Here is an 18,516-nt window from a genome sequence, read left to right on the forward strand (position 1 = left end):
TGCAGCTTACAAGATGAGTGTCTTGATGGTTGTTACTATATGTATCAACGCTGCAACAATATGACCGTCCCAAGCCTCAGCTCGTCACCCGCTCGGCGCCGGCAAACACGCGCGGACGCACCTGGCGCCGCGCACTGTCGCGCTCGGCCATTTGCGCGAACAGTTCGCGCACGCAGCGCTCGGCGTCGAGCACCTGGCGCGAGTGCAGTTGCGGGCGCGGCAAGGCGTGCGTGTAGTAATGCGGCCCCTCCACCAGGTAGCCGAGCGCCCACAGGTTGCCCACCGGGCGCGCCGCGCTGTCGAGCGGATGGTTGGCCTGGTCGATGTCCACCCCGCCCGGATGGAAGGTGCCATTGTAATAAGGGCGGATGGTGCCGCGCTTGAGCAGGTTGCGGATCAAGGGGCTTTCGTCGGTTTCGGGCGAGAACACATCCAGCCGGGCCACCACCAGCGCGTCCACATGCTGGACCGTCGCCCCCGAGGCGAAGCGCGTGTGCAGGGCGAACTGGGAACGGTCTTCATCGATGCGCACGGCCGCGTTGGGACCGGCGGCCACGCTCAGCACGCCGGCTTCGAGCAGCGCCAGCCACTGTTCGTTGCGCTGGCCTGGCGGGCCGAAGGTGACCCGGTTGATGGCCGGATTGTAGACGCTGAGAAACTTGCGGTGCGACGCGGCGGTCAGGCCGCCATGCTCGATCACGTCCTGCAGCACGGCACGGGCGTCGCGCAGCACGTCGGTGGCGGCCTTGATCGGGCTGCCCAGGTTGCCCCGGCGCGCTTCCGACAGGTCGTCGGCGATCATGCAGGTGAAAAAGGTGGCAAAGTCGTCGGCCGTGGCGAACTTGCGCCCCTGCAGGGGAAACAGCATGGCGTCGATGGCGGCGCGCTCCTCGGCGCCGAGCGCGTAGTGCAGCGGATCGGGCGCGGGCGCGCTCCTCGCCTCGGCCAGCGCGCAGCGCCAGGCGTAACCCATTTCGCGGATCAGCAGCGGCAGCAGTTCGCGGTCGAAGTCGAGCTGGGGGCTGCCGCGCTCGCGCTGGGCTTGCTGGCGCAGGACGCGCAGCGCGTCGCGCGTGAAAAAGCGGGTCTGGTGGCGTCCGTTCAAGCCTTTCTGGTTGACGCCGCGCGCCGCCGCCGGCAGGCATTTGCGCGAAAACAGCAGCAGCGCCGGCTCGCGTCCCGAGGCGATGTAGCGCAGGCCGCTGCCGGACGGCTCGAAGCGCCCGCCCCGGCCCACCGTCAGTTGCGAGACCACATCGTGCGCGGTCAGGCCCAGCCCTTCGATGGCGACCCGGGCGTCGCTGGCGATGCCGACCAGCTTGTCGAGCGGATACACATGGCGGATGAAGGCCAGCTTGCCGTTGTAGCGCGCGTGGTCCTGGGCAAACTTGTGGCACCAGGCGTCTTCATCGGTCAGGTTATTGCGGCTGTGGCCGGTCGTCATGAAGACGAAATCGCTGCTGACCGAAAAACCGCTGTCGAGCTCCACCATGAAGCTGCCGTCGGGCATCTGGAACATGTCGATGGCGCGCTGCCGCAAGTGCGTCAGCGCCACCGTGGGCGGCAGCGCCGCGCGGATCGCGTCGTAGGCCCAGACCAGGTAGCGGCCCAGCAAATAGCGCGGCAGATAGTCGAGCGGGGTGATCGCGACGCCGCCCTCTTCCCCGGGCGCGACCTGCACGAACTGGCCGCCGAAGCGGCGGTAGCCCTCGGCGTGGGCCCATTCGGTGAGCGAGGGCGTGGCGCACACGGGCGCCAGCTCGACCGCCTCGCGGAAGGGGAAAATCGTGACCTGGCTGGCCACGGTATTGATCAGGAGGTGCTGCGGCTGGCCTGGCGCATGCACGCCCGGGCCGCACTCGGCCGGGTCGATCAGGTTCACTTGCAGGGGCGTGTTGTGGGCGCGCGCGAATGCGGCGATGCGCTCTAGCAGGGACAGGCCGCGCGGGCCCATGCCGATGAGGGTGACGCTGTAAGGTTTCATGGTGACCGCCTGTCAATGAAGATGCATGGCTTCCATGGTGGCAGGCGGTCAAATCATCGTGTTGTTTCCAGTCAATTAAATACCTTGTGGAAATGTCAGTGCGCTTGCGCGATATTGGCCAGCTGGGCGTCGGTCATCGGACCGCTGCCGCTGTACTTGTCGAGGAACAGGTAGATCACGGGGGTGATGTAGAGCGTGATCACTTGGGAGAACAGCAAACCGCCGACCACGGCCAGGCCGAGCGGCTGGCGCAGTTCGGCGCCGGCGCCCAGGCCGAGCGCGATCGGGAGCGCACCCATCAGCGCGGCCAGGGTGGTCATCAGGATCGGCCGCAGGCGCAGGATGCAGGCTTCGCGGATCGCTTCGGCCGGCGTGAGGCCCTCGTTGCGCTGCGCATGCAGGGCAAAATCGATCATCATGATGGCGTTCTTCTTGACGATCCCGATCAGCATCAGGATGCCGATGATGGCGATCATGGTCAGGTCTAGCCCGAAGATGCGCAAGGTCAGCAGCGCCCCGACGGCGGCCGAGGGCAGGCCCGCCAGGATGGTCAGCGGGTGGATGAAGCTTTCGTACAGCACGCCCAGCAACACGTAGATCACGCCCAGCGCGGCCACGATCAGGATGATCTGGCTCGACTGCGAATCCTGGAACACGGCGGCGTCGCCGCCGTACTTGGTGATGACCGAGGCCGGCAGTTTCATGTCCACGCCCATCTTGTCGATCTTGCCGGTGGCCACGCCGAGCGGCACGTCGGCGCCCAGGTTGAACGACAAGGTGATCGCCTGCAACTGCCCCTGGTGGTTGACCGAGGTCGGCCCGACCGTGCGTTCGACCGTGGCAAAGCTCGACAACTGCACCAGCTGGCCGCCCTTGCTGCGCACCGAGACGCGCCCCAAAGCATCCTCGGACTGGCGGTCGGCCAGTTCGGCTTCCAGGATCACGTTGTAGCTGGCGGCGGCCGAATAGATGGTCGAGACCTGGCGCTCGCCGAACGCCGCATACAGGGCGGTGCGCACGTCGGCGATCTGCACGCCCATGGCGTTGGCCTTGTCGCGGTCGATTTTCAAGGTCGCTTGCAGGCCGCGGTTCTGCGAATCGCTGGTCACGTCGCGAAAGCTTGGATCGGCGCGCATGCGCTCGAGGTATTTGTTGGCCCAGTCGCCCAGCGCGTCGGAGCTGACGCTTTGCAAGGTGTACTGGTAGCGGCTCTTGCTCGGTCGCCCGCCCAGCTGCAGATTCTGGATCGGCGAGAGGAACACCGACGCGCCGGCCACCTGGCGCGTCGCTTTGCGCAGGCCTTCGACCACCAGCGGCATTTTCACGCGCACGTCGCGCGGCTTCAAGGCGATGAAACCGCGCCCGGTGTTGCCGCCGCCCGTAAACGACGTCACATCCTGCACGTTCGGGTCGGCGCGGATCACGGCCACCACTTTCTCTTGCAGGATCAGCATGGCGTCGGTCGAAGTATCCTCGGCCGCTTCGATTGTCATGCGCAACTGGCCCAGGTCTTCCTCGGGGAAGAAGCCCTTGGGGATGGTGGTGTAGAGGATAATCGTCAGCACAAAGGTGCCGAGGGCGAGCGCCAGCACGATGAAGCGATGCGCCAGCGCGACGTCGAGCGAGCTGGCGTAGCCGTCGCGCACGCGCGCGAATCCGGCTTCGAAGTGGCGTCCGATGAAGCTCTTTTCGCCGCCCTCTTCGCTCGCATGCGCCGGCAGCAGGCGGCTGGCCAGCATCGGCACGAGCGTGAGCGACACCAGCGCCGACACCAGCACCGACAGGCCCACCACCACCGCGAATTCATGGAACAACAGGCCGATCACGCCCGGCATGAAGAAGATCGGGATGAACACGGCCACCAGCGAGATCGAAATCGAGACGATGGTAAAGCCCATTTCGCGCGAGCCGATCAGGGCCGCGTCCACCGGTTTTTTGCCCATTTCGATGTGGCGCACGATATTTTCCAGCACCACGATGGCGTCGTCGACCACCAAGCCGACGGCCAGGGTGATGCCGAGCAGCGACACGTTGTCCAGGCTGTAGCCGAAGGCGTACAGCAGCGACAAGGCGCCCAGCAGCGAAATCGGCATGGTCACGGCCGGAATGAAGGTGGCGGCGGCGCGGTGCAGGAACAGGAAGATCACCAGCACCACCAGCGCCACGGTGCCGGCCAGGGTCAGGTTGACGTCGTGGATGGCTTCGCGGATCGACACCGAGCGGTCGTTGACCAGGTTGATCTTGATCGAGCTTGGTAACTGGGCCTGGAAGCGCGGCAGCAGTTTGCGCACCGCGTCGACCACCTGCACCGTGTTGGCGTTGGGCTGGCGCTGCACCAGCAGCACGATCGAGCGCTCGCCGTTGTAGCTGCCGGCGGTTTTCACCGACTGGTAGCTGTCTTCGACCGTGGCCACGTCTTTCAGGCGCACCGGTTCGCCGTTGCGGGTGGCGACGATCAGGTCGGAGAACGCGGCCGCGTTCATCAACTGGGCGTTGCCCTGGATCGTCATGGTCTGGCTCGGACCATCAAGCACGCCCAGCGGCGCATTCGAGTTGGCGGCGCGCAGCGCCAGCGCCAGTTCATCCATCGACAGGTTACGCGCGTTCATCAGGTCGGACCTGGCGCGCACCCGCACCGCGAAGCGCTTCTGGCCATTGACCGTCACCTGGGCCACGCCGGGCAGGGTCGACAAGCTTGGCGCGACCAGGTTTTCGGCGTAGTCGTTCAGTTCCGACAAATTCATCGACGGCGACGTCATGGCCATGAACAGCACCGGCGCGTCGGCCGGGTTGACCTTGCGGTAGGACGGCAGTTCGGTCATCTCCTGCGGCAGCTGGCGCTGGGCGCCGAGCAGCGCCGCCTGGACATCGATGGCGGCCACGTTGACGTCGATGCTGGGGTCGAATTCCAGGGTCAGCGAGGTCTGGCCCTGGGTGCTGGTCGAGGTAATGAGGTTAATGCCGGCAATCGTCGAGAACTGCTTTTCAAGCGGCAGCGCGACCGAGGACGCCATGGTTTCCGGGCTGGCGCCGGACAGGTTGGCCTGGACGTTGATGACCGGGGTGTTATAGCTGGGCAGCGCCGCGACCGGAATGGCCAGGTACGACAGCACGCCCACCAGGATCATGCTCAGCGAAAGCAGCACCACCATGACGGGGCGCCGGATGCACAGTTCGGACAAATTCATTGTGCCGCCACCGCAGTCTTGGCATCGCTTTTCGGTCCGCTGGCGTCGGCCAGCCTGACCTTGCCGCCGGGGCGCAGGTTCTGCTTGCCCTCGGTGATGACTTTTTCATCGCCGTTCAAGCCCGAGACGGCCGCGTTCACCCCAAAGGCGTGCAGGCGCACCACCGGCATCTGTTTGGCGCTGTGGTCGGCGTCGACCACGTACACGAAGGTGCCGCGGGTATTGCTGATGATGGCCGCCTGCGGAATCACCACCGCGTTCTTGATCGTCTGCACCGTCACGCGCGCGCTGACGTACTGGCCCGGCCACAGGCTGGCGTCCTTGTTATCGAACAGGGCCTTGACCTTGATCGAGCCGGCCAGCGGATCGACGGCGTTATCGATGAAACTGAGCTTGCCGCTGAGCGCTTTGGCCTGCGGCCCGGCCAGCGCGTCAACCATCACCGCGTCGTTTTTCTGGGCCGCCAGCAGGTCGCCGAGCGCGCTTTCCGGCACGTTGAAAGCGATATTGATCGGATCGAGCTGGGTGATGGTGGTGAGCGACGTGGCCAGTTGCACCAGGCTGCCCGGAAACACATTGATGGCGCCGACCCGACCCGCCATCGGCGCGCGGATCGCGCTGTAGCTGGCGTTGACCTGCTCGGCCTGGAGCGCGGCCTGACCGGCGCCGACCAGCGCGCGCGCCGAATCGAGCTGGCTTTTCAGGGTGTCGACCGCGCTCCTGGCGATGAACTTTTGCGCGAACAATTCCTCGCTGCGCTTGTACTGGCGTTCCAGGTCGGCGGCGCTGGCGGCGTCGCGCGCCATCTGGGCGCGCGCCTTGTCGATATTGGCGCGCTCGCTGCGGTCGTCCAGCGAAAACATCAGTTCACCGGCCTTGACGAACTGGCCTTCCTTGATATGCACCTTGCGGATCGTGCTGGTCGTCTGCGGATGCAGGTCGACCGTGCTGACCGGGGTCACGCTGGCATTGGCCTGCAACACCACCGGCACATCCTGGCGCTGGGGCGAGACCACGTTGACGATGGCCGGCGGCTGGGCGCCACCGTTGCCGCCCTTGGCATCGCTCTTGCCGCTCTGCTCGCCAGCGGCGGCGCCCTGCCGCTCGCCCGCGTCGGCCTGCTTGTCGCGGCCCGCGAGCCATGCGCCGGCGCCGACGAGGACGGCCAGGCCGACGATGATGACGATGCTCTTCTTTTTCATGCGTTTCCCTGGTCGCCACTGCGGGCGGCTTATGATCGATTCAATTCAATGAGGCAAAGGTGAGGCAAGGCGGCGTGCGGGCTATGCGCCAGCATAGTACTCCGGCAGGACCAGGGTCACTTCCAGGCCGCCCTCCGGATGGTTGATCAGCGCGATGCTGCCGCCGTGCTGCTCGGCGATATTGCGGGCGATCGTCAAGCCCAGCCCGGTGCCGCCCGATTCGCGCGAGCGCGAGGTTTCGACCCGGTAGAACGGTTCGAACACGCGCGCCAGCTCGCCCGGGGCGATGCCGGGGCCGTTGTCGCGCACGCGGATGCGCGCAGCACCCGCGCCCGCTTCCACCGTCAGGTCGGCGCGCTGGCCGTACTTGACGGCGTTGTCGATCAGGTTCACCAGACAGCGCCGCAGCGCCATCGGCCGTCCCAGCAAGGCCATGCCGGCGTGGCCGTGCACCACCACTTGCTGGCCGGCGTCGGTGGCGTCGCAGCTGACCGAATCGAGCAGGGAATCGAGGTCGAGCGCCTGCATCGCTTCGGTGGTGTCGGTGCTGCGCGCCAGGTCCAAGCCTTCGCGCACCATTTCCTGCATGGCCGACAGGTCGCCCACGAGGCGGTCGCGCAGCTCGCCGTCGCCGACCTTTTCAAGGCGCAGGCGCATGCGCGTGAGCGGCGTTTGCAGGTCGTGGGTGATGGCGGCGAGCATCTGGGTGCGCTGGAAAATGTACTGGCGGATGCGCGCCTGCATGGCGTTGAAGGCCGCGCTGGCCTGGCGGATCTCGCTCGCGCCCGACAGTTGCAAGGGCGGGTGGTTGATGTCGTTGCCGAGGTCCTTGGCGGCCTGCGCCAGCTGCTTGAGCGGCCGGGTGGTCATGCGCGCCACCAGGTAAGCGAGGAAGGCGATGCTGACCAGGAACATGCCGATGATCATGCGGTAATCGGTTTCGTGGGCGATCACGGACGGCGGCGGCGGCAGCACCAGCAGGCGCAGCAGTTCGCCGTCGCGCAGGCGCACGTTGATGCTTTCGCACACGCCTTTCCATTGCGATTCGGTCGGGCCGAACATGCTGTTCTGGATGCGCGGCACGTCGCAGGCGGCGGGCCGGGCCGCGATGGTGGCCAGCTTGTACTGCGGCCCCATGCGCACGGCCAGGGCCGCCGTGAAGGCCGATTGGGCCGGCTTGACCGGCAAGTCGTCAGCGATGACCACCAGCTGGATGCCGGGCCGGTTGGCCACCGACAGATAGGCCAGGCGGGCCGAGGCGGGCACGGTTTCGGTGGCGGTGATGAGTTGCTCGGCACGGTCCATGGCGTGCTGGTCGCGGAAGGCTTCGATGACCCGCTGGCGTTCGTTTTCGGCCAGCAGCTGGGTCAGCACGGCCGTGATCACGACGCCGAGCAACAGTGTGAGGAACACGCGCCCGGTCATCGAACCGAAGAAGGCCTTCACGTGCCCGGCTCCACCGTCACCTGGCCGGCCAGCACGTAGCCGCCGTTGCGCACTGTCTTGATGATCTGCGGCAGGCGCGCGTCTTCGCCGAGCTTCTGGCGCAGGCGGCTGATCTGGATGTCGATCGAGCGGTCGAACGGATCGGCGTCGCGGCCCTGGGTCAGGTTGAGCAGCTGGTCGCGGTTGAGCACGCGGTTGGGATGCTCGAGGAACACGCGCAGCAAGCGAAATTCGGCGCCCGAGAGCATGATCACGATGCCCTCGGGATTGAGCAGGTGGCGCGCGGTCAGGTCGAGCGTCCAGCCGGAAAAGCGCATCTGCTGGGCGTTGTCGGAGGGGGCGTTGGACGGCATCGCGTGGCTGCGGCGCAGCACGCTGCGGATGCGCGCCAGCAGCTCGCGCGGCTCGAACGGCTTGGGCAGGTAATCGTCGGCGCCCATTTCGAGGCCCAGGATGCGGTCGAGCGGCTCGTTGCGGGCGGTCAGCATGATCACCGGCAGGGTCGAATTGGCGCGCAGCTTGCGGCACAAGGTCAGCCCGTCGTCGCCCGGCAGGTTCAGGTCGAGCACAATCAGGTCGGGGCGCGCTTCGTCGAGCGTCTTCCACATGGCCGTGCCGTCGGCGGCCGCCAGGGCGCGGTAGCCGTTCGATTCGAGGTAATCGGCCAGCAGCGAGCGGATGTCGCGGTCGTCGTCGACGATGAGAATGGTAGAAGGAGTATCCATGCCCGCAATTATCCCCACTTACCGTGGCCCCGGATAGCGGTTTTGTATCGTCATGTATATTGGCATGGGGCCGATACATATTGATACAAACTGATTGGCAGCGGAAACGGCATGGAAACATGCAAGGCAGATGATGCAGTTGCACCCCGCACATTTCATCCAAAGGAAACGCCATGAACGTACTCACTACCGTCCGCAACACCCTCGTGATCAGCCTGGCCGTCCTGGGCATGGGCGGCGCCGCCGTTGCCGTGCACGCCCAGGAGAGCAAGCCGAAAGCGGCCAGCGTGGAACGCCATCACGGCGAGCGCGCCGCGCACGTGGCCAAGCGCCAAGCCCACATGGCCGAGCGCCAGGCGCGCCTGCACGAGCAGCTCAAGCTGAGCGCGGAACAAGAACCGGCCTGGGCCGCGTGGAGCGCCGCCAGCAAGCCGGGCGAGCGCCCTGCCCGTGGCGCACGCGGCCAGTGGGCCGGCAAGAGCGCGCCGGAACGCATGGAACAGCAGCTGGACATGGCCAAGCAGCACGTGGCCCACATGGAAACCCGGCTGGCCGCGCTGAACACCTTGTATGCGACGCTCACGCCGGAACAAAAGAAAGTGTTTGACGAGCAAGGCATGCGGCGCGGCCATCACGGCAAGCACAAGCGCCCTGCCTGAGCCGTGATCCCGGCCGCTTTCCCGGGCCACAGCATGCTTGATCACGCCCTGCGCGCCCCTCCGGCGTGCAGGGCTTAATTTTTAGCAATGTTGTACTTACACCGCACTTGTTGCCCGCTGCCTCACATAAAGGCGCTACAGCATTCTCACAAAGTGTAACATAGTGTATCCTGAGGAAATCTATCCGCGCGGCAATCCAAAAACCTTTTCCGGCTGCGGCATTAAAAACCACAATCCGGAGGCAGCATGGGCACGATGGTGTACGACAAGACCGACAAGGGTCGAGAGGAAATATCCACCCGCAAGCACCAGCTGGCGTCGCGCCTGCGTACGCTGCTGGTGATGATCGACGGCCGCCACTCGCTTGACGATTTGCTGCGCAATTTTGCCGGCGTGGGCGTGACCGAGGAGAGTGTCAAGGAACTGCTGCACGACGGCTACATCTTCCTGGCCAGCGGCTCGGAACCGGATCCGGCGGCGGGGCCGCCATCGAAGCTGCCGCAGTCGGCCCGTGCGCGCCAGATGGCGCGGCGCGCGGCCGGCGTCGAGGGCGCCCACCTGGAAGCCGATGTCCCTGACGAGGCGCCGCTACCGCAGGTGGCCAGTGCGCACTTGCAATCGCCGCAAGCGCTGGCCGAAAGCCTGCTCGACGACGCTACGCGTTTCCGTCACCTGTACGATTTTTACAACCAGACCATCAAGAGCACCATCGGCCTGCGCGGCATCATGCTGCAACTCAAGGTTGAAAAGTGCAATAACGTCAGCGACTTCCGCGCGCTGCGCCTGCAGTACCTGCAAGCCGTGCTCAAGGCCAAAGGCAGCGAGATGGCGCGCAGCCTGCGCGGCCGTCTCGATGAACTGCTGGGCGGCAAACCCGAGAATGACGACTTCATCCTGCCGGATAACTAAGCTGGCTAGTTCAGCTTCCTGAGCGATGCCGTGAACTTATCCGCATTCTGATACCCGATGACGCGGCTGGCGGCGATTTCCTGGCCGCCCTTGTCGAACAAGATGATCCCCGGCGGCCCGAACAGGCCGAAGCGCTTGAGCATGGCCTTGTCGTCGGCATCGTTGGCGGTTACGTCCACCTGCAGCAGCAGGGTGCCGGCCAGTTGTTGCTTGACGCGCGCATCGACGAAGGTCAGCTTTTCCATTTCCTTGCAAGACACACACCAATCGGCATAAAAATCAAGCATCGCGGTCTTGCCGGCGTTTTGCGCCAGCGCGGCGTCGAGCTGGGCCACGGTTTTGATGCGGGTGAACGCCAGCCCATGCTGCTGCCCGCCCACGCCCAGGTGGGCCAGCGGCGCGAGCGGGTCGCGCCCACCGGTGGCCAGGCCGACCAGTTGCACCGCGCCGAGAATGGCGAAAGCGGCCCCCAGCGCCATCGCGCCCCAGTGGCGGGTGTCGCGCAGCAGATAGACGCCGTAGCCAAGCAACAGCGCGCTCCACAGCAGCATGTGCAGCAGCGGCGGCAACACCGGGGAAGTGAGCCACAAGGCCATGCCCAGCATGGTCACGCCGAAGAATTTCTTGACCTTGTTCATCCAGCCGCCGGTACGCGGCAGCAGGGAACCGGCCGACAAGCCGACCAGCAGCAGCGGAATGCTCATGCCCACCGCCAGCGAGAACAGGGCCACGCCGCCGATGACGCCGTCGCGTGTTTGGAAGATGAAGGTCAGCGCGCCGGCCAGCGGCGCCGCCACGCACGGACCGACGATCAGGGCCGAAATGGCGCCCATGACGAACACGCCGGCGAGTTTGCCGGCCGACTGGCGGTCCGACGCGCTGGCCAGGCGGCTTTGCAGGAAGGTAGGCACTTGCAGTTCGTACACGCCGAACATCGACAGCGACAGGCCGACGATCATGATGCCCACGCCGATCAGGATCCATGGCTTTTGCAGCTCGGCGGCCAGGCCTTCGCCCATCAGGCCGGCGGCCACACCGAGGGCGGTGTAGACCAGGGCCATGCCCAGCGAATACGCCAGCGCCAGGATGAAGCCGCGCGCGCGCGTGGTGTTGGCGCCTTCGCCGACGATGATCGACGCCAGGATCGGCACCATCGGCAGCACGCAGGGGGTAAACGACAGGCCGAGGCCGAACACGATGAAGGCAGGAATGATCAGCCAGAGCTTGCCGCCGCCGAGCAGCGCGGCGCTGTCGCCAGGCGCTGGGGTGGAGGTGGCCGGTGCGCTTGCCGCTTGCTCGAGGACGGCAGGGTTGCCGATGTCCTGCATCGCTGGCGTGGCGCCGGGGATGGCAATGCCGGGCTTCATGCCGGGCACGGGCGACGAACCGCCGGAACCGACCAGGCGCGCGACCGCTTCCTGCGGCGCGTAGCACAGGCCGGCGTCAGCGCAGCCTTGCGAGGATGCCGTCAAGGTGAACATGCCGGACGATTCGACGGGAATCGTGATGGTGACCTTCTTGCGGTAGGTTTCGACGTCCTTCTGGAACGTTTCGTCGAACTTGACCTTGCCGGCCGGGATGACCGGAGCGCCGAGGGTGGCGTTGGCGACAGTGAATTTGAAGCGTTCGCGGTACATATAGTAGCCGTCGGCGATGTCGTAGGTGACGGCGATGGTTTGCGGGTCGACCATGCGGGCCGAAAACTTGAAGGCCACCTCGGGGGCGAGATAGTCGTCTTCCGCGCGCGCGGGGGCGGCGAACAGGAACGAGAGGGCGAGCAGGAACAGCGCGAAGGCGTGGGCCGGCGCTTTCAACGAAAAGGCAAACATGACTTCCTTAGCGGGATGCGAAGCAGAATAGTACACCCGGGGAAGAGTTCCCGTCTGCGGCGGGACATGGCCGGGGCCTATAATGACGGCCGCAAAGTGCCGCGCTGGATCACGCACGTTCGCGATGGGTAGCAAGACAGATTAACAGGGCACAGATGAAACTGATGATTGACTTGAACACTTTCTATTCCGCGGGAGACGAACGGCGTTTCTTCCACGGCTTGGACGACAATGCCGCTGTCTCCGGATATCGGGGAATAGCGCGCCAGCTGGAAATTGGCATCATTCAAAAGCACCTCAACCGGGATGCGCTCCGGGATCTTATTGCCCTGTTGCGCCGATATCAGATTCGATTGACACCTCTGGCGCCTCTGGCGCAAAAGAAGAAGTATGCGTGGTTGGCTGAGGAGCAGCAGGACTGGCATGGAGACCTGTTCGCCAGTGCATCGTAGCGTCGACTCACAGTCCGAGTAACATTTCTTTGAGTTCGCGACAACTTTCATGGAAGTCGCCGTGCATGGGGCCATTCGGAAGGAGCTCGTTAAGCGGATCAGCAAGGAAATGGTCGATGCCGGCATTCACCGCCGCGAGAAGTTCATCCACAAAGAAGGGTCCATATTTCTTGATTTCATTCCAAACGTAAATGTGTTGTCTTTTCTGTTCAAACATCAGGGTAAATGACGAATCAGCAGCGACAAATCGTCGACTTTTCGCACCGCGCCGTAACGTAGTCAAAATATCGATCAGCTCGACGACGGACAGGTACACCATGTTCGCATAGCGGGAATTGCCCTCTGTCGACATGATTTTGTCGTCAAAAACAAACGTCAGATCGCCCATGTCGAGCACATGGGCCGGTGCCTCCCTGTCAAATCGGGAAATTCTGAATTTGACCATCCTCATCCTCTCATGGCCGGATCTCTTGATGTCGCCGCCCTCGATAGCCAATGGACGAAAAAAAGCCAGGCTGAGCCTGGCTTTTTTCTACGTACCGCGCCGATTACTCAGCGGTTGGTGCGTCTTCAACTTCGGTGACTTCTGGACGGTCCATCAGTTCAACGTAAGCCATTGGTGCATTGTCGCCAACGCGGAAACCCATTTTCAGGATACGCAGGTAGCCGCCGTTGCGGTTTGCGTAACGTGGGCCGAGTTCGGCGAACAGCTTCAACACCATTTCGCGGTCGCGCAGGCGGGCGAATGCCAGACGCTTGTTGGCCAGGGTGTCGGTCTTGCCCATCGTCAGGATCGGCTCGACTACGCGGCGCAGTTCCTTGGCTTTTGGCACGGTGGTTTTGATGGCTTCATGACGCAGCAGGGAAACGGTCATGTTGCGCAGCATTGCCAGACGGTGGGACGAAGTACGATTCAGCTTGCGAAGGCCGTGACGGTGACGCATGGTAATTCCTTTCGAGTTGTTTAAATCCAGCTCTTCGATCGCCTTTCAGCGCGGGCCGGTTGGTATGGAGTAATACGCCCGGAACCCCTGTCCCGGACGGTGCTGCGATTACTTCTCGAGGCCGGCTGGTGGCCAGTTTTCGAGCTTCATGCCCAAGGTCAAGCCGCGCGATGCCAGCACTTCCTTGATTTCGTTCAGGGACTTGCGGCCCAGGTTCGGCGTCTTGAGCAGTTCGTTTTCCGAACGCTGGATCAGGTCGCCGATGTAGTAAATGTTTTCTGCTTTCAGGCAGTTGGCCGAACGCACGGTCAGTTCCAGGTCGTCGACCGGACGCAGCAGGATCGGATCGACCAGCGGGATGCGCGACGGTGCTTCGGCAGCCGCTTCGGTGCCTTCCAGCGCCGCGAACACGTTCAGTTGATCGACCAGCACGCGCGCCGATTGACGGATCGCTTCTTCCGGCGTAATCACGCCGTTGGTTTCGATGTTGATCACCAGCTTGTCGAGGTCGGTACGCTGTTCGACGCGGGCCGATTCAACGAAGTACGACACGCGGCGCACCGGCGAGAACGAGGCGTCCAGGATGATGCGGCCGATCGTCTTGTTGGTGTCTTCCGACAGGCGACGGACGTTGCCCGGCACATAGCCACGGCCTTTTTCGACCTTGATCTGCATGTCCAGCTTGCCGCCAGCGGTCAAGTGGGCGATCACGTGGTCTGGATTGATCAGTTCGACGTCATGCGGCAGGTCGATGTCGGAAGCCAGGATCGCGCCTTCGCCTTCCTTTTTCAGGGTCAGCGTGACCGAATCGCGGTTGTGGACTTTGAAGACCACGCCCTTCAGGTTCAGCAACAGGTCGACCACGTCTTCTTGCACGCCGTCCAGCGACGAATACTCATGGACAACGCCGGCGATCGTCACTTCGGTTGGCGCGTAGCCGACCATCGACGACAGCAGTACGCGGCGCAACGCATTACCCAATGTGTGGCCATAGCCACGCTCGAACGGCTCCATCACGACTTTGGCGTGACCGGCACCGAGAGTTTCAACATCGATAATACGTGGCTTCAACAGACTGTTTTGCATGAAATGTCCTTTTCAATACCCTCGGCTCATTACACCGATAAGGCTGATGGCATTAGAAATGAAAATTCTCGCTTGCGCGAGAAACTTGACTCCCCGACCAGGGGGCCGCCCAGGTCGGGGACGGCTCCCCGCGTGGCGGGAAGCCGAAAATTAGTTCCCCGCCTGCGCGGGGACGACCGCTGGGCGGGCGGCATTGCCGCCCGCAATGCCGTCGATTAACGCGAGTAGAGCTCGACGATCAGCGATTCGTTGACGTCGTTAGCGATTTCGTTACGCTCTGGGAACGAACGGAAGGTGCCTTCCATTTTCTTCGAGTCAACCGAAACCCAGCTAGGCATACCAACTTGTTCAGCCAGCGACAGGGCTTCAACGATACGCACTTGCTTTTTCGACTTTTCGCGAACAGCGATGACGTCGCCGGTCTTGACAGCGTACGAAGCGATGTTCACAACGTTACCGTTGACGGTGAACGCTTTGTGGCTGACCAGCTGACGCGCTTCAGCGCGGGTCGAGCCGAAGCCCATGCGGTAGCAGACGTTGTCGAGACGCGCTTCCAGCAAACGCAGCAGCGCTTCGCCGGTGTTGCCCTTGCGACGGTTTGCTTCAGCGAAGTAGCGGCGGAACTGACGCTCGAGGACGCCGTACATGCGCTTGACTTTTTGCTTTTCGCGCAACTGGTTACCGTAGTCCGAGGTACGAGCACCGGATTTGACACCGTGCTGGCCTGGCTTGACGTCCAGTTTGCATTTCGAATCGAGCGAGCGACGTGCGCTCTTGAGGAACAGGTCCGTACCTTCACGGCGGGACAGTTTTGCTTTAGGTCCGATATAACGTGCCACAATGTTTCCTTTAGAATAATGACGCCCCGGCGGCATCCTGTGATGCTGGCCAGGCGCTAGTCCGTACGCAATGCGCCAGACGGTGGCTGACAATAAACCCGTGCGGAAAAACCGCGACAGGCGACAACAGCCGGGCAGTATACCCTATTCGGGGACTGCGCCGGCGATCATCAACGACTAATTTACAACAAACGGCCGGAAACGGTGTTCCGGTCGCCAGCGGGCCGTATCAGATACGACGACGCTTTGGTGGACGGCAGCCGTTGTGCGGCACTGGCGTCACGTCCTGGATTTCGGTGATCTTGATACCCAGGTTGTTCAAAGCGCGAACTGCCGATTCACGACCAGGACCTGGGCCCTTGATACGTACTTCGAGGTTCTTCACGCCGCACTCGACAGCGACCTTGCCTGCTGCTTCTGCCGCAACCTGCGCTGCGAACGGGGTCGATTTACGCGAACCCTTGAAGCCAGCACCGCCGGACGTCGCCCACGACAGGGCATTGCCCTGGCGATCGGTGATCGTGATGATGGTGTTGTTGAACGATGCGTGGACATGTGCGATGCCTTCAGCGACGTTCTTTTTAACTTTTTTGCGAACGCGCGCTGCTGCGGCGCTGCTTTGTTGCTTAGCCATGGTGTTGTCCTATTATTTCTTAAGCGATTGTGCGGCCTTGCGCGGACCCTTGCGAGTACGAGCATTGGTGCGTGTACGCTGGCCGCGGCAAGGCAGACCCTTACGATGACGCATACCGCGGTAGCAGCCCAGATCCATCAAGCGCTTGATGTTCATGGACAGTTCACGACGCAGATCGCCTTCGACTACGAAAGTGCCGACGGCCTCGCGCAGTTTTTCCAGTTCGCTGTCGTCCAGGTCCTTGACCTTTTTGTTGGTCGCAACACCCGTTTGTGCGCAGATCTTCTGTGCGCGCGGGCGGCCAACACCGTAGATAGCCGTGAGGCCGATTACGGTGTGCTGATGATTGGGGATATTAACCCCTGCAATACGTGCCATTCGTTATTCCTCAATAAATAACGTTAAATTAACCTTGACGCTGCTTGTGACGCGGTTCCACGCAGATTACGCGGACGACGCCTTTGCGCTTGATGATCTTGCAGTTGCGGCAGATCCGCTTGACTGATGCGAGAACTTTCATATTTGCACTCTCTTATGTTCGGATTGATTACTTAAATTTACTTGGTCCGGAACACGATGCGGGCCCGGCTCAAGTCGTACGGCGTCAACTCCACCGTGACTTTGTCGCCGGGCAGGATGCGGATGTAGTTCATCCGCATTTTACCCGAAATGTGTCCGAGCACCACGTGCCCGTTTTCCAGCTTTACTCGAAACGTTGCATTAGGGAGATTCTCAAGAATCTCGCCCTGCATTTGTATGACGTCGTCTTTTGCCATTCGGTCTGTACACTCCTGGTTCGCGGTAACCGCCGGTTAGCGCGTCGGAATTCCGCCCTTGAAATTTGCCTTGCGCAGCAGCGATTCATATTGCTGCGACATGACGTAGTTTTGTACTTGAGCCATGAAGTCCATGGTGACAACCACAATAATCAACAGGGAAGTACCGCCAAAATAGAATGGCACTTTCCAACGGGCCTGCATAAATTCCGGCAACAAGCACACTAAGGTGATGTACACCGCTCCGGCCAGTGTCAAGCGCATCAGGATCTTGTCGATATATCGCGCCGTTTGGTCGCCGGGACGAATCCCCGGCACGAAGGCACCACTTTTCTTCAGGTTATCCGCTGTTTCCTTGCTGTTAAAGACCAGCGCCGTATAGAAGAAACAGAAAAACACGATTGCCACCGCATACAACAGAGCATGGATAGGCTCGCCTGGCCCCATCGATGCCGCCAAGTCTTTCAGGAAACCGACTACCGGTGTGCTGGAATCTTTGCCCTTCGTGAACCAGTCCACGATGGTGGCCGGGAACAAGATGATCGACGATGCGAAGATCGGCGGGATCACGCCTGCCATGTTCAGCTTCAAAGGCAAATGGCTGGTCTGACCACCCATGACTTTGTTGCCAACCTGGCGCTTCGCATAATTGACCAGGATCTTGCGTTGGCCACGTTCGACAAATACCACACCAAAAGTAACGAATCCGACCAGCAGGATGATGAAAATCGCTGACAGGCTGCTGATGGCGCCGTTCGACACGAGTGCAAACAAGCTGCTCAGCGCCGATGGCAAACCAGCTGCAATGCCGGCAAAGATAATGATCGAAATCCCGTTGCCGAGGCCTCGTTCGGTAATCTGTTCGCCCAGCCACATCAGGAACATGGTACCGGTCAGCAGCGAAACGACCGCCACGAAACGGAAAGCCATGCCAGGATCGATCACCAGGCCCGGCAATGCTTCGAGGCCGACGGCGATGAAGGTTGCCTGCACCAGTGCCAGCACCACCGTGAAGTAGCGCGTGTACTGGGTGATCTTGCGGCGTCCGGATTCGCCTTCTTTCTTCAGTGCCTCAACGGCCGGAATTGCGAGGCCGGCCAGCTGCATGATGATCGAAGCCGAAATGTACGGCGTAATACCGAGAGCGAAAACTGCCGCGCGCTCCAGCGCGCCACCCGAGAACATGTTGAACATGCCCAGGATGCCGCCTTGATTCCTGCTGAACGTCTCAGCCAGTACATCCGGGTTAATCCCTGGAACAGGGACATGGGCACCCAGACGATACACGACCAACGCGCCGAGCAAAAACCAGAGCCGACTCCATGGGAAACCGGCTGCCGCACTTTTACCAAGTTGTGAATTAGTCGCCAATTTATGCTCCGATCAAGCTGTTAGCCTGCAACTTACGCTACCGTGCCGCCAGCTGCTTCGATGGCCGCTTTCGCGCCTGCCGTTACTTTCAAGCCCTTGAGGTTCACCGCTTTGGTGATCTCGCCGGACAGGATCACGCGCACATCGCGCGCCAGCACTTGCAGAACGCCTGCTTGCTTGAGCACCAGGATGTCGACATCGCCGACCGCCAGGTTGTTCAAGTCGGACAGACGCACTTCAGCCTTGAACGTTGCGTTGAGCGATTTGAAACCACGCTTAGGCAAACGGCGCTGCAGAGGCATCTGACCGCCTTCGAAGCCGACCTTGTGGAAACCGCCCGAACGCGACTTCTGACCTTTGTGGCCACGGCCAGCGGTTTTACCGATGCCCGAACCAATACCACGGCCTACGCGGCGCTTGTAATGCTTGGCGCCTTCAGCTGGTTGAATTGTATTCAATTCCATTGTTTTCT

At 62.4% G+C, this 18,516-nt stretch carries 19 protein-coding genes; 3 read left to right on the top strand and 16 right to left on the bottom strand.

Annotated features, from left to right (window positions below; all coding sequences use genetic code 11):
• Positions 1-76: 76 nt before the first annotated feature.
• The 5 genes from F2P46_RS29805 to F2P46_RS29825 form a co-directional block, all read right to left on the bottom strand.
• The gene (locus tag F2P46_RS29805) at positions 77-1,984 is read right to left on the bottom strand and encodes an FAD/NAD(P)-binding domain-containing protein (RefSeq protein ID WP_166897152.1); all 1,908 of its coding nucleotides are present in this window, start codon (positions 1,982-1,984) and stop codon (positions 77-79) included.
• 95 nt (positions 1,985-2,079) lie between these two features.
• On the bottom strand, positions 2,080-5,172 hold the full coding sequence (locus F2P46_RS29810; RefSeq protein ID WP_166897155.1) for an efflux RND transporter permease subunit: 3,093 nt from the start codon (positions 5,170-5,172) through the stop codon (positions 2,080-2,082).
• Positions 5,169-6,374 (bottom strand): efflux RND transporter periplasmic adaptor subunit, encoded by a 1,206-nt coding sequence (locus F2P46_RS29815; RefSeq protein WP_166897158.1) that lies wholly within the window; start codon positions 6,372-6,374, stop codon positions 5,169-5,171. Before F2P46_RS29815 ends, F2P46_RS29810 begins: the two co-directional genes overlap by 4 nt.
• Before the next feature lie 81 nt (positions 6,375-6,455).
• Entirely contained in the window at positions 6,456-7,820 is a 1,365-nt protein-coding gene (locus F2P46_RS29820; RefSeq protein ID WP_166897161.1) for an ATP-binding protein, read from the bottom strand.
• The gene (locus F2P46_RS29825) at positions 7,817-8,545 is read right to left on the bottom strand and encodes a response regulator (protein ID WP_126077535.1); all 729 of its coding nucleotides are present in this window, start codon (positions 8,543-8,545) and stop codon (positions 7,817-7,819) included. Before F2P46_RS29825 ends, F2P46_RS29820 begins: the two co-directional genes overlap by 4 nt.
• 173 nt (positions 8,546-8,718) lie before the next feature.
• Here F2P46_RS29825 and F2P46_RS29830 point away from each other — a divergent pair, with 173 nt between their 5' ends.
• A complete protein-coding gene (locus F2P46_RS29830) occupies positions 8,719-9,204 on the top strand; it encodes a Spy/CpxP family protein refolding chaperone (protein WP_166897164.1) in 486 nt (161 codons plus the stop codon).
• A gap of 246 nt (positions 9,205-9,450) precedes the next feature.
• Positions 9,451-10,113 (top strand): hypothetical protein, encoded by a 663-nt coding sequence (locus F2P46_RS29835; RefSeq protein ID WP_166897167.1) that lies wholly within the window; start codon positions 9,451-9,453, stop codon positions 10,111-10,113.
• A 5-nt stretch (positions 10,114-10,118) separates the two neighbouring features.
• Here the strand turns inward: F2P46_RS29835 and dsbD are convergent, their stop codons facing one another.
• Positions 10,119-11,942, bottom strand: a complete 1,824-nt coding sequence (gene dsbD, locus F2P46_RS29840; protein WP_166897170.1) for a protein-disulfide reductase DsbD — start codon at positions 11,940-11,942, stop codon at positions 10,119-10,121.
• 155 nt (positions 11,943-12,097) lie between these two features.
• On the opposite strand from dsbD, the gene F2P46_RS29845 reads away from it, so the two are divergent.
• The gene (locus tag F2P46_RS29845) at positions 12,098-12,394 is read left to right on the top strand and encodes a hypothetical protein (protein WP_166897173.1); all 297 of its coding nucleotides are present in this window, start codon (positions 12,098-12,100) and stop codon (positions 12,392-12,394) included.
• A 7-nt stretch (positions 12,395-12,401) separates the two neighbouring features.
• Here F2P46_RS29845 and F2P46_RS29850 read toward each other — a convergent pair whose 3' ends face one another.
• The 10 genes from F2P46_RS29850 to rplO all read right to left on the bottom strand — a co-directional run bounded on the left by F2P46_RS29850 (position 12,402) and on the right by rplO (position 18,508).
• Positions 12,402-12,839: a hypothetical protein gene (locus F2P46_RS29850; protein ID WP_166897175.1), complete on the bottom strand. Its 438-nt coding sequence runs from the start codon at positions 12,837-12,839 to the stop codon at positions 12,402-12,404.
• Positions 12,840-12,942: 103 nt separating this feature from the next.
• On the bottom strand, positions 12,943-13,338 hold the full coding sequence (rplQ, locus tag F2P46_RS29855) for a 50S ribosomal protein L17 (protein WP_099873839.1): 396 nt from the start codon (positions 13,336-13,338) through the stop codon (positions 12,943-12,945).
• A gap of 108 nt (positions 13,339-13,446) precedes the next feature.
• Positions 13,447-14,424, bottom strand: coding sequence for a DNA-directed RNA polymerase subunit alpha (rpoA, locus tag F2P46_RS29860; RefSeq protein ID WP_166897178.1), 978 nt, complete (start codon positions 14,422-14,424; stop codon positions 13,447-13,449).
• Between the two features lie 215 nt (positions 14,425-14,639).
• On the bottom strand, positions 14,640-15,263 hold the full coding sequence (gene rpsD, locus F2P46_RS29865; protein WP_054265841.1) for a 30S ribosomal protein S4: 624 nt from the start codon (positions 15,261-15,263) through the stop codon (positions 14,640-14,642).
• A gap of 229 nt (positions 15,264-15,492) precedes the next feature.
• The gene (gene rpsK / locus F2P46_RS29870) at positions 15,493-15,897 is read right to left on the bottom strand and encodes a 30S ribosomal protein S11 (protein ID WP_008444339.1); all 405 of its coding nucleotides are present in this window, start codon (positions 15,895-15,897) and stop codon (positions 15,493-15,495) included.
• Between the two features lie 12 nt (positions 15,898-15,909).
• On the bottom strand, positions 15,910-16,275 hold the full coding sequence (rpsM, locus tag F2P46_RS29875; RefSeq protein ID WP_166897181.1) for a 30S ribosomal protein S13: 366 nt from the start codon (positions 16,273-16,275) through the stop codon (positions 15,910-15,912).
• 28 nt (positions 16,276-16,303) lie between these two features.
• Positions 16,304-16,417 carry a 50S ribosomal protein L36 gene (gene rpmJ, locus F2P46_RS29880; protein ID WP_010394471.1) on the bottom strand — a complete coding sequence of 38 codons (114 nt, stop codon included), beginning with the start codon at positions 16,415-16,417 and terminating at the stop codon, positions 16,304-16,306.
• Positions 16,418-16,454: 37 nt separating this feature from the next.
• Positions 16,455-16,673: a translation initiation factor IF-1 gene (infA, locus tag F2P46_RS29885; RefSeq protein ID WP_005663428.1), complete on the bottom strand. Its 219-nt coding sequence runs from the start codon at positions 16,671-16,673 to the stop codon at positions 16,455-16,457.
• Between the two features lie 36 nt (positions 16,674-16,709).
• Entirely contained in the window at positions 16,710-18,044 is a 1,335-nt protein-coding gene (secY, locus tag F2P46_RS29890) for a preprotein translocase subunit SecY (RefSeq protein WP_166897184.1), read from the bottom strand.
• A 32-nt stretch (positions 18,045-18,076) separates the two neighbouring features.
• Positions 18,077-18,508: a 50S ribosomal protein L15 gene (gene rplO, locus F2P46_RS29895; protein ID WP_054265838.1), complete on the bottom strand. Its 432-nt coding sequence runs from the start codon at positions 18,506-18,508 to the stop codon at positions 18,077-18,079.
• Between the last annotated feature and the right edge of the window lie 8 nt (positions 18,509-18,516).

This window comes from Massilia sp. CCM 8734 (genome assembly GCF_011682155.1).
GTDB lineage: Bacteria > Pseudomonadota > Gammaproteobacteria > Burkholderiales > Burkholderiaceae_D > Telluria_A > Telluria_A rubra.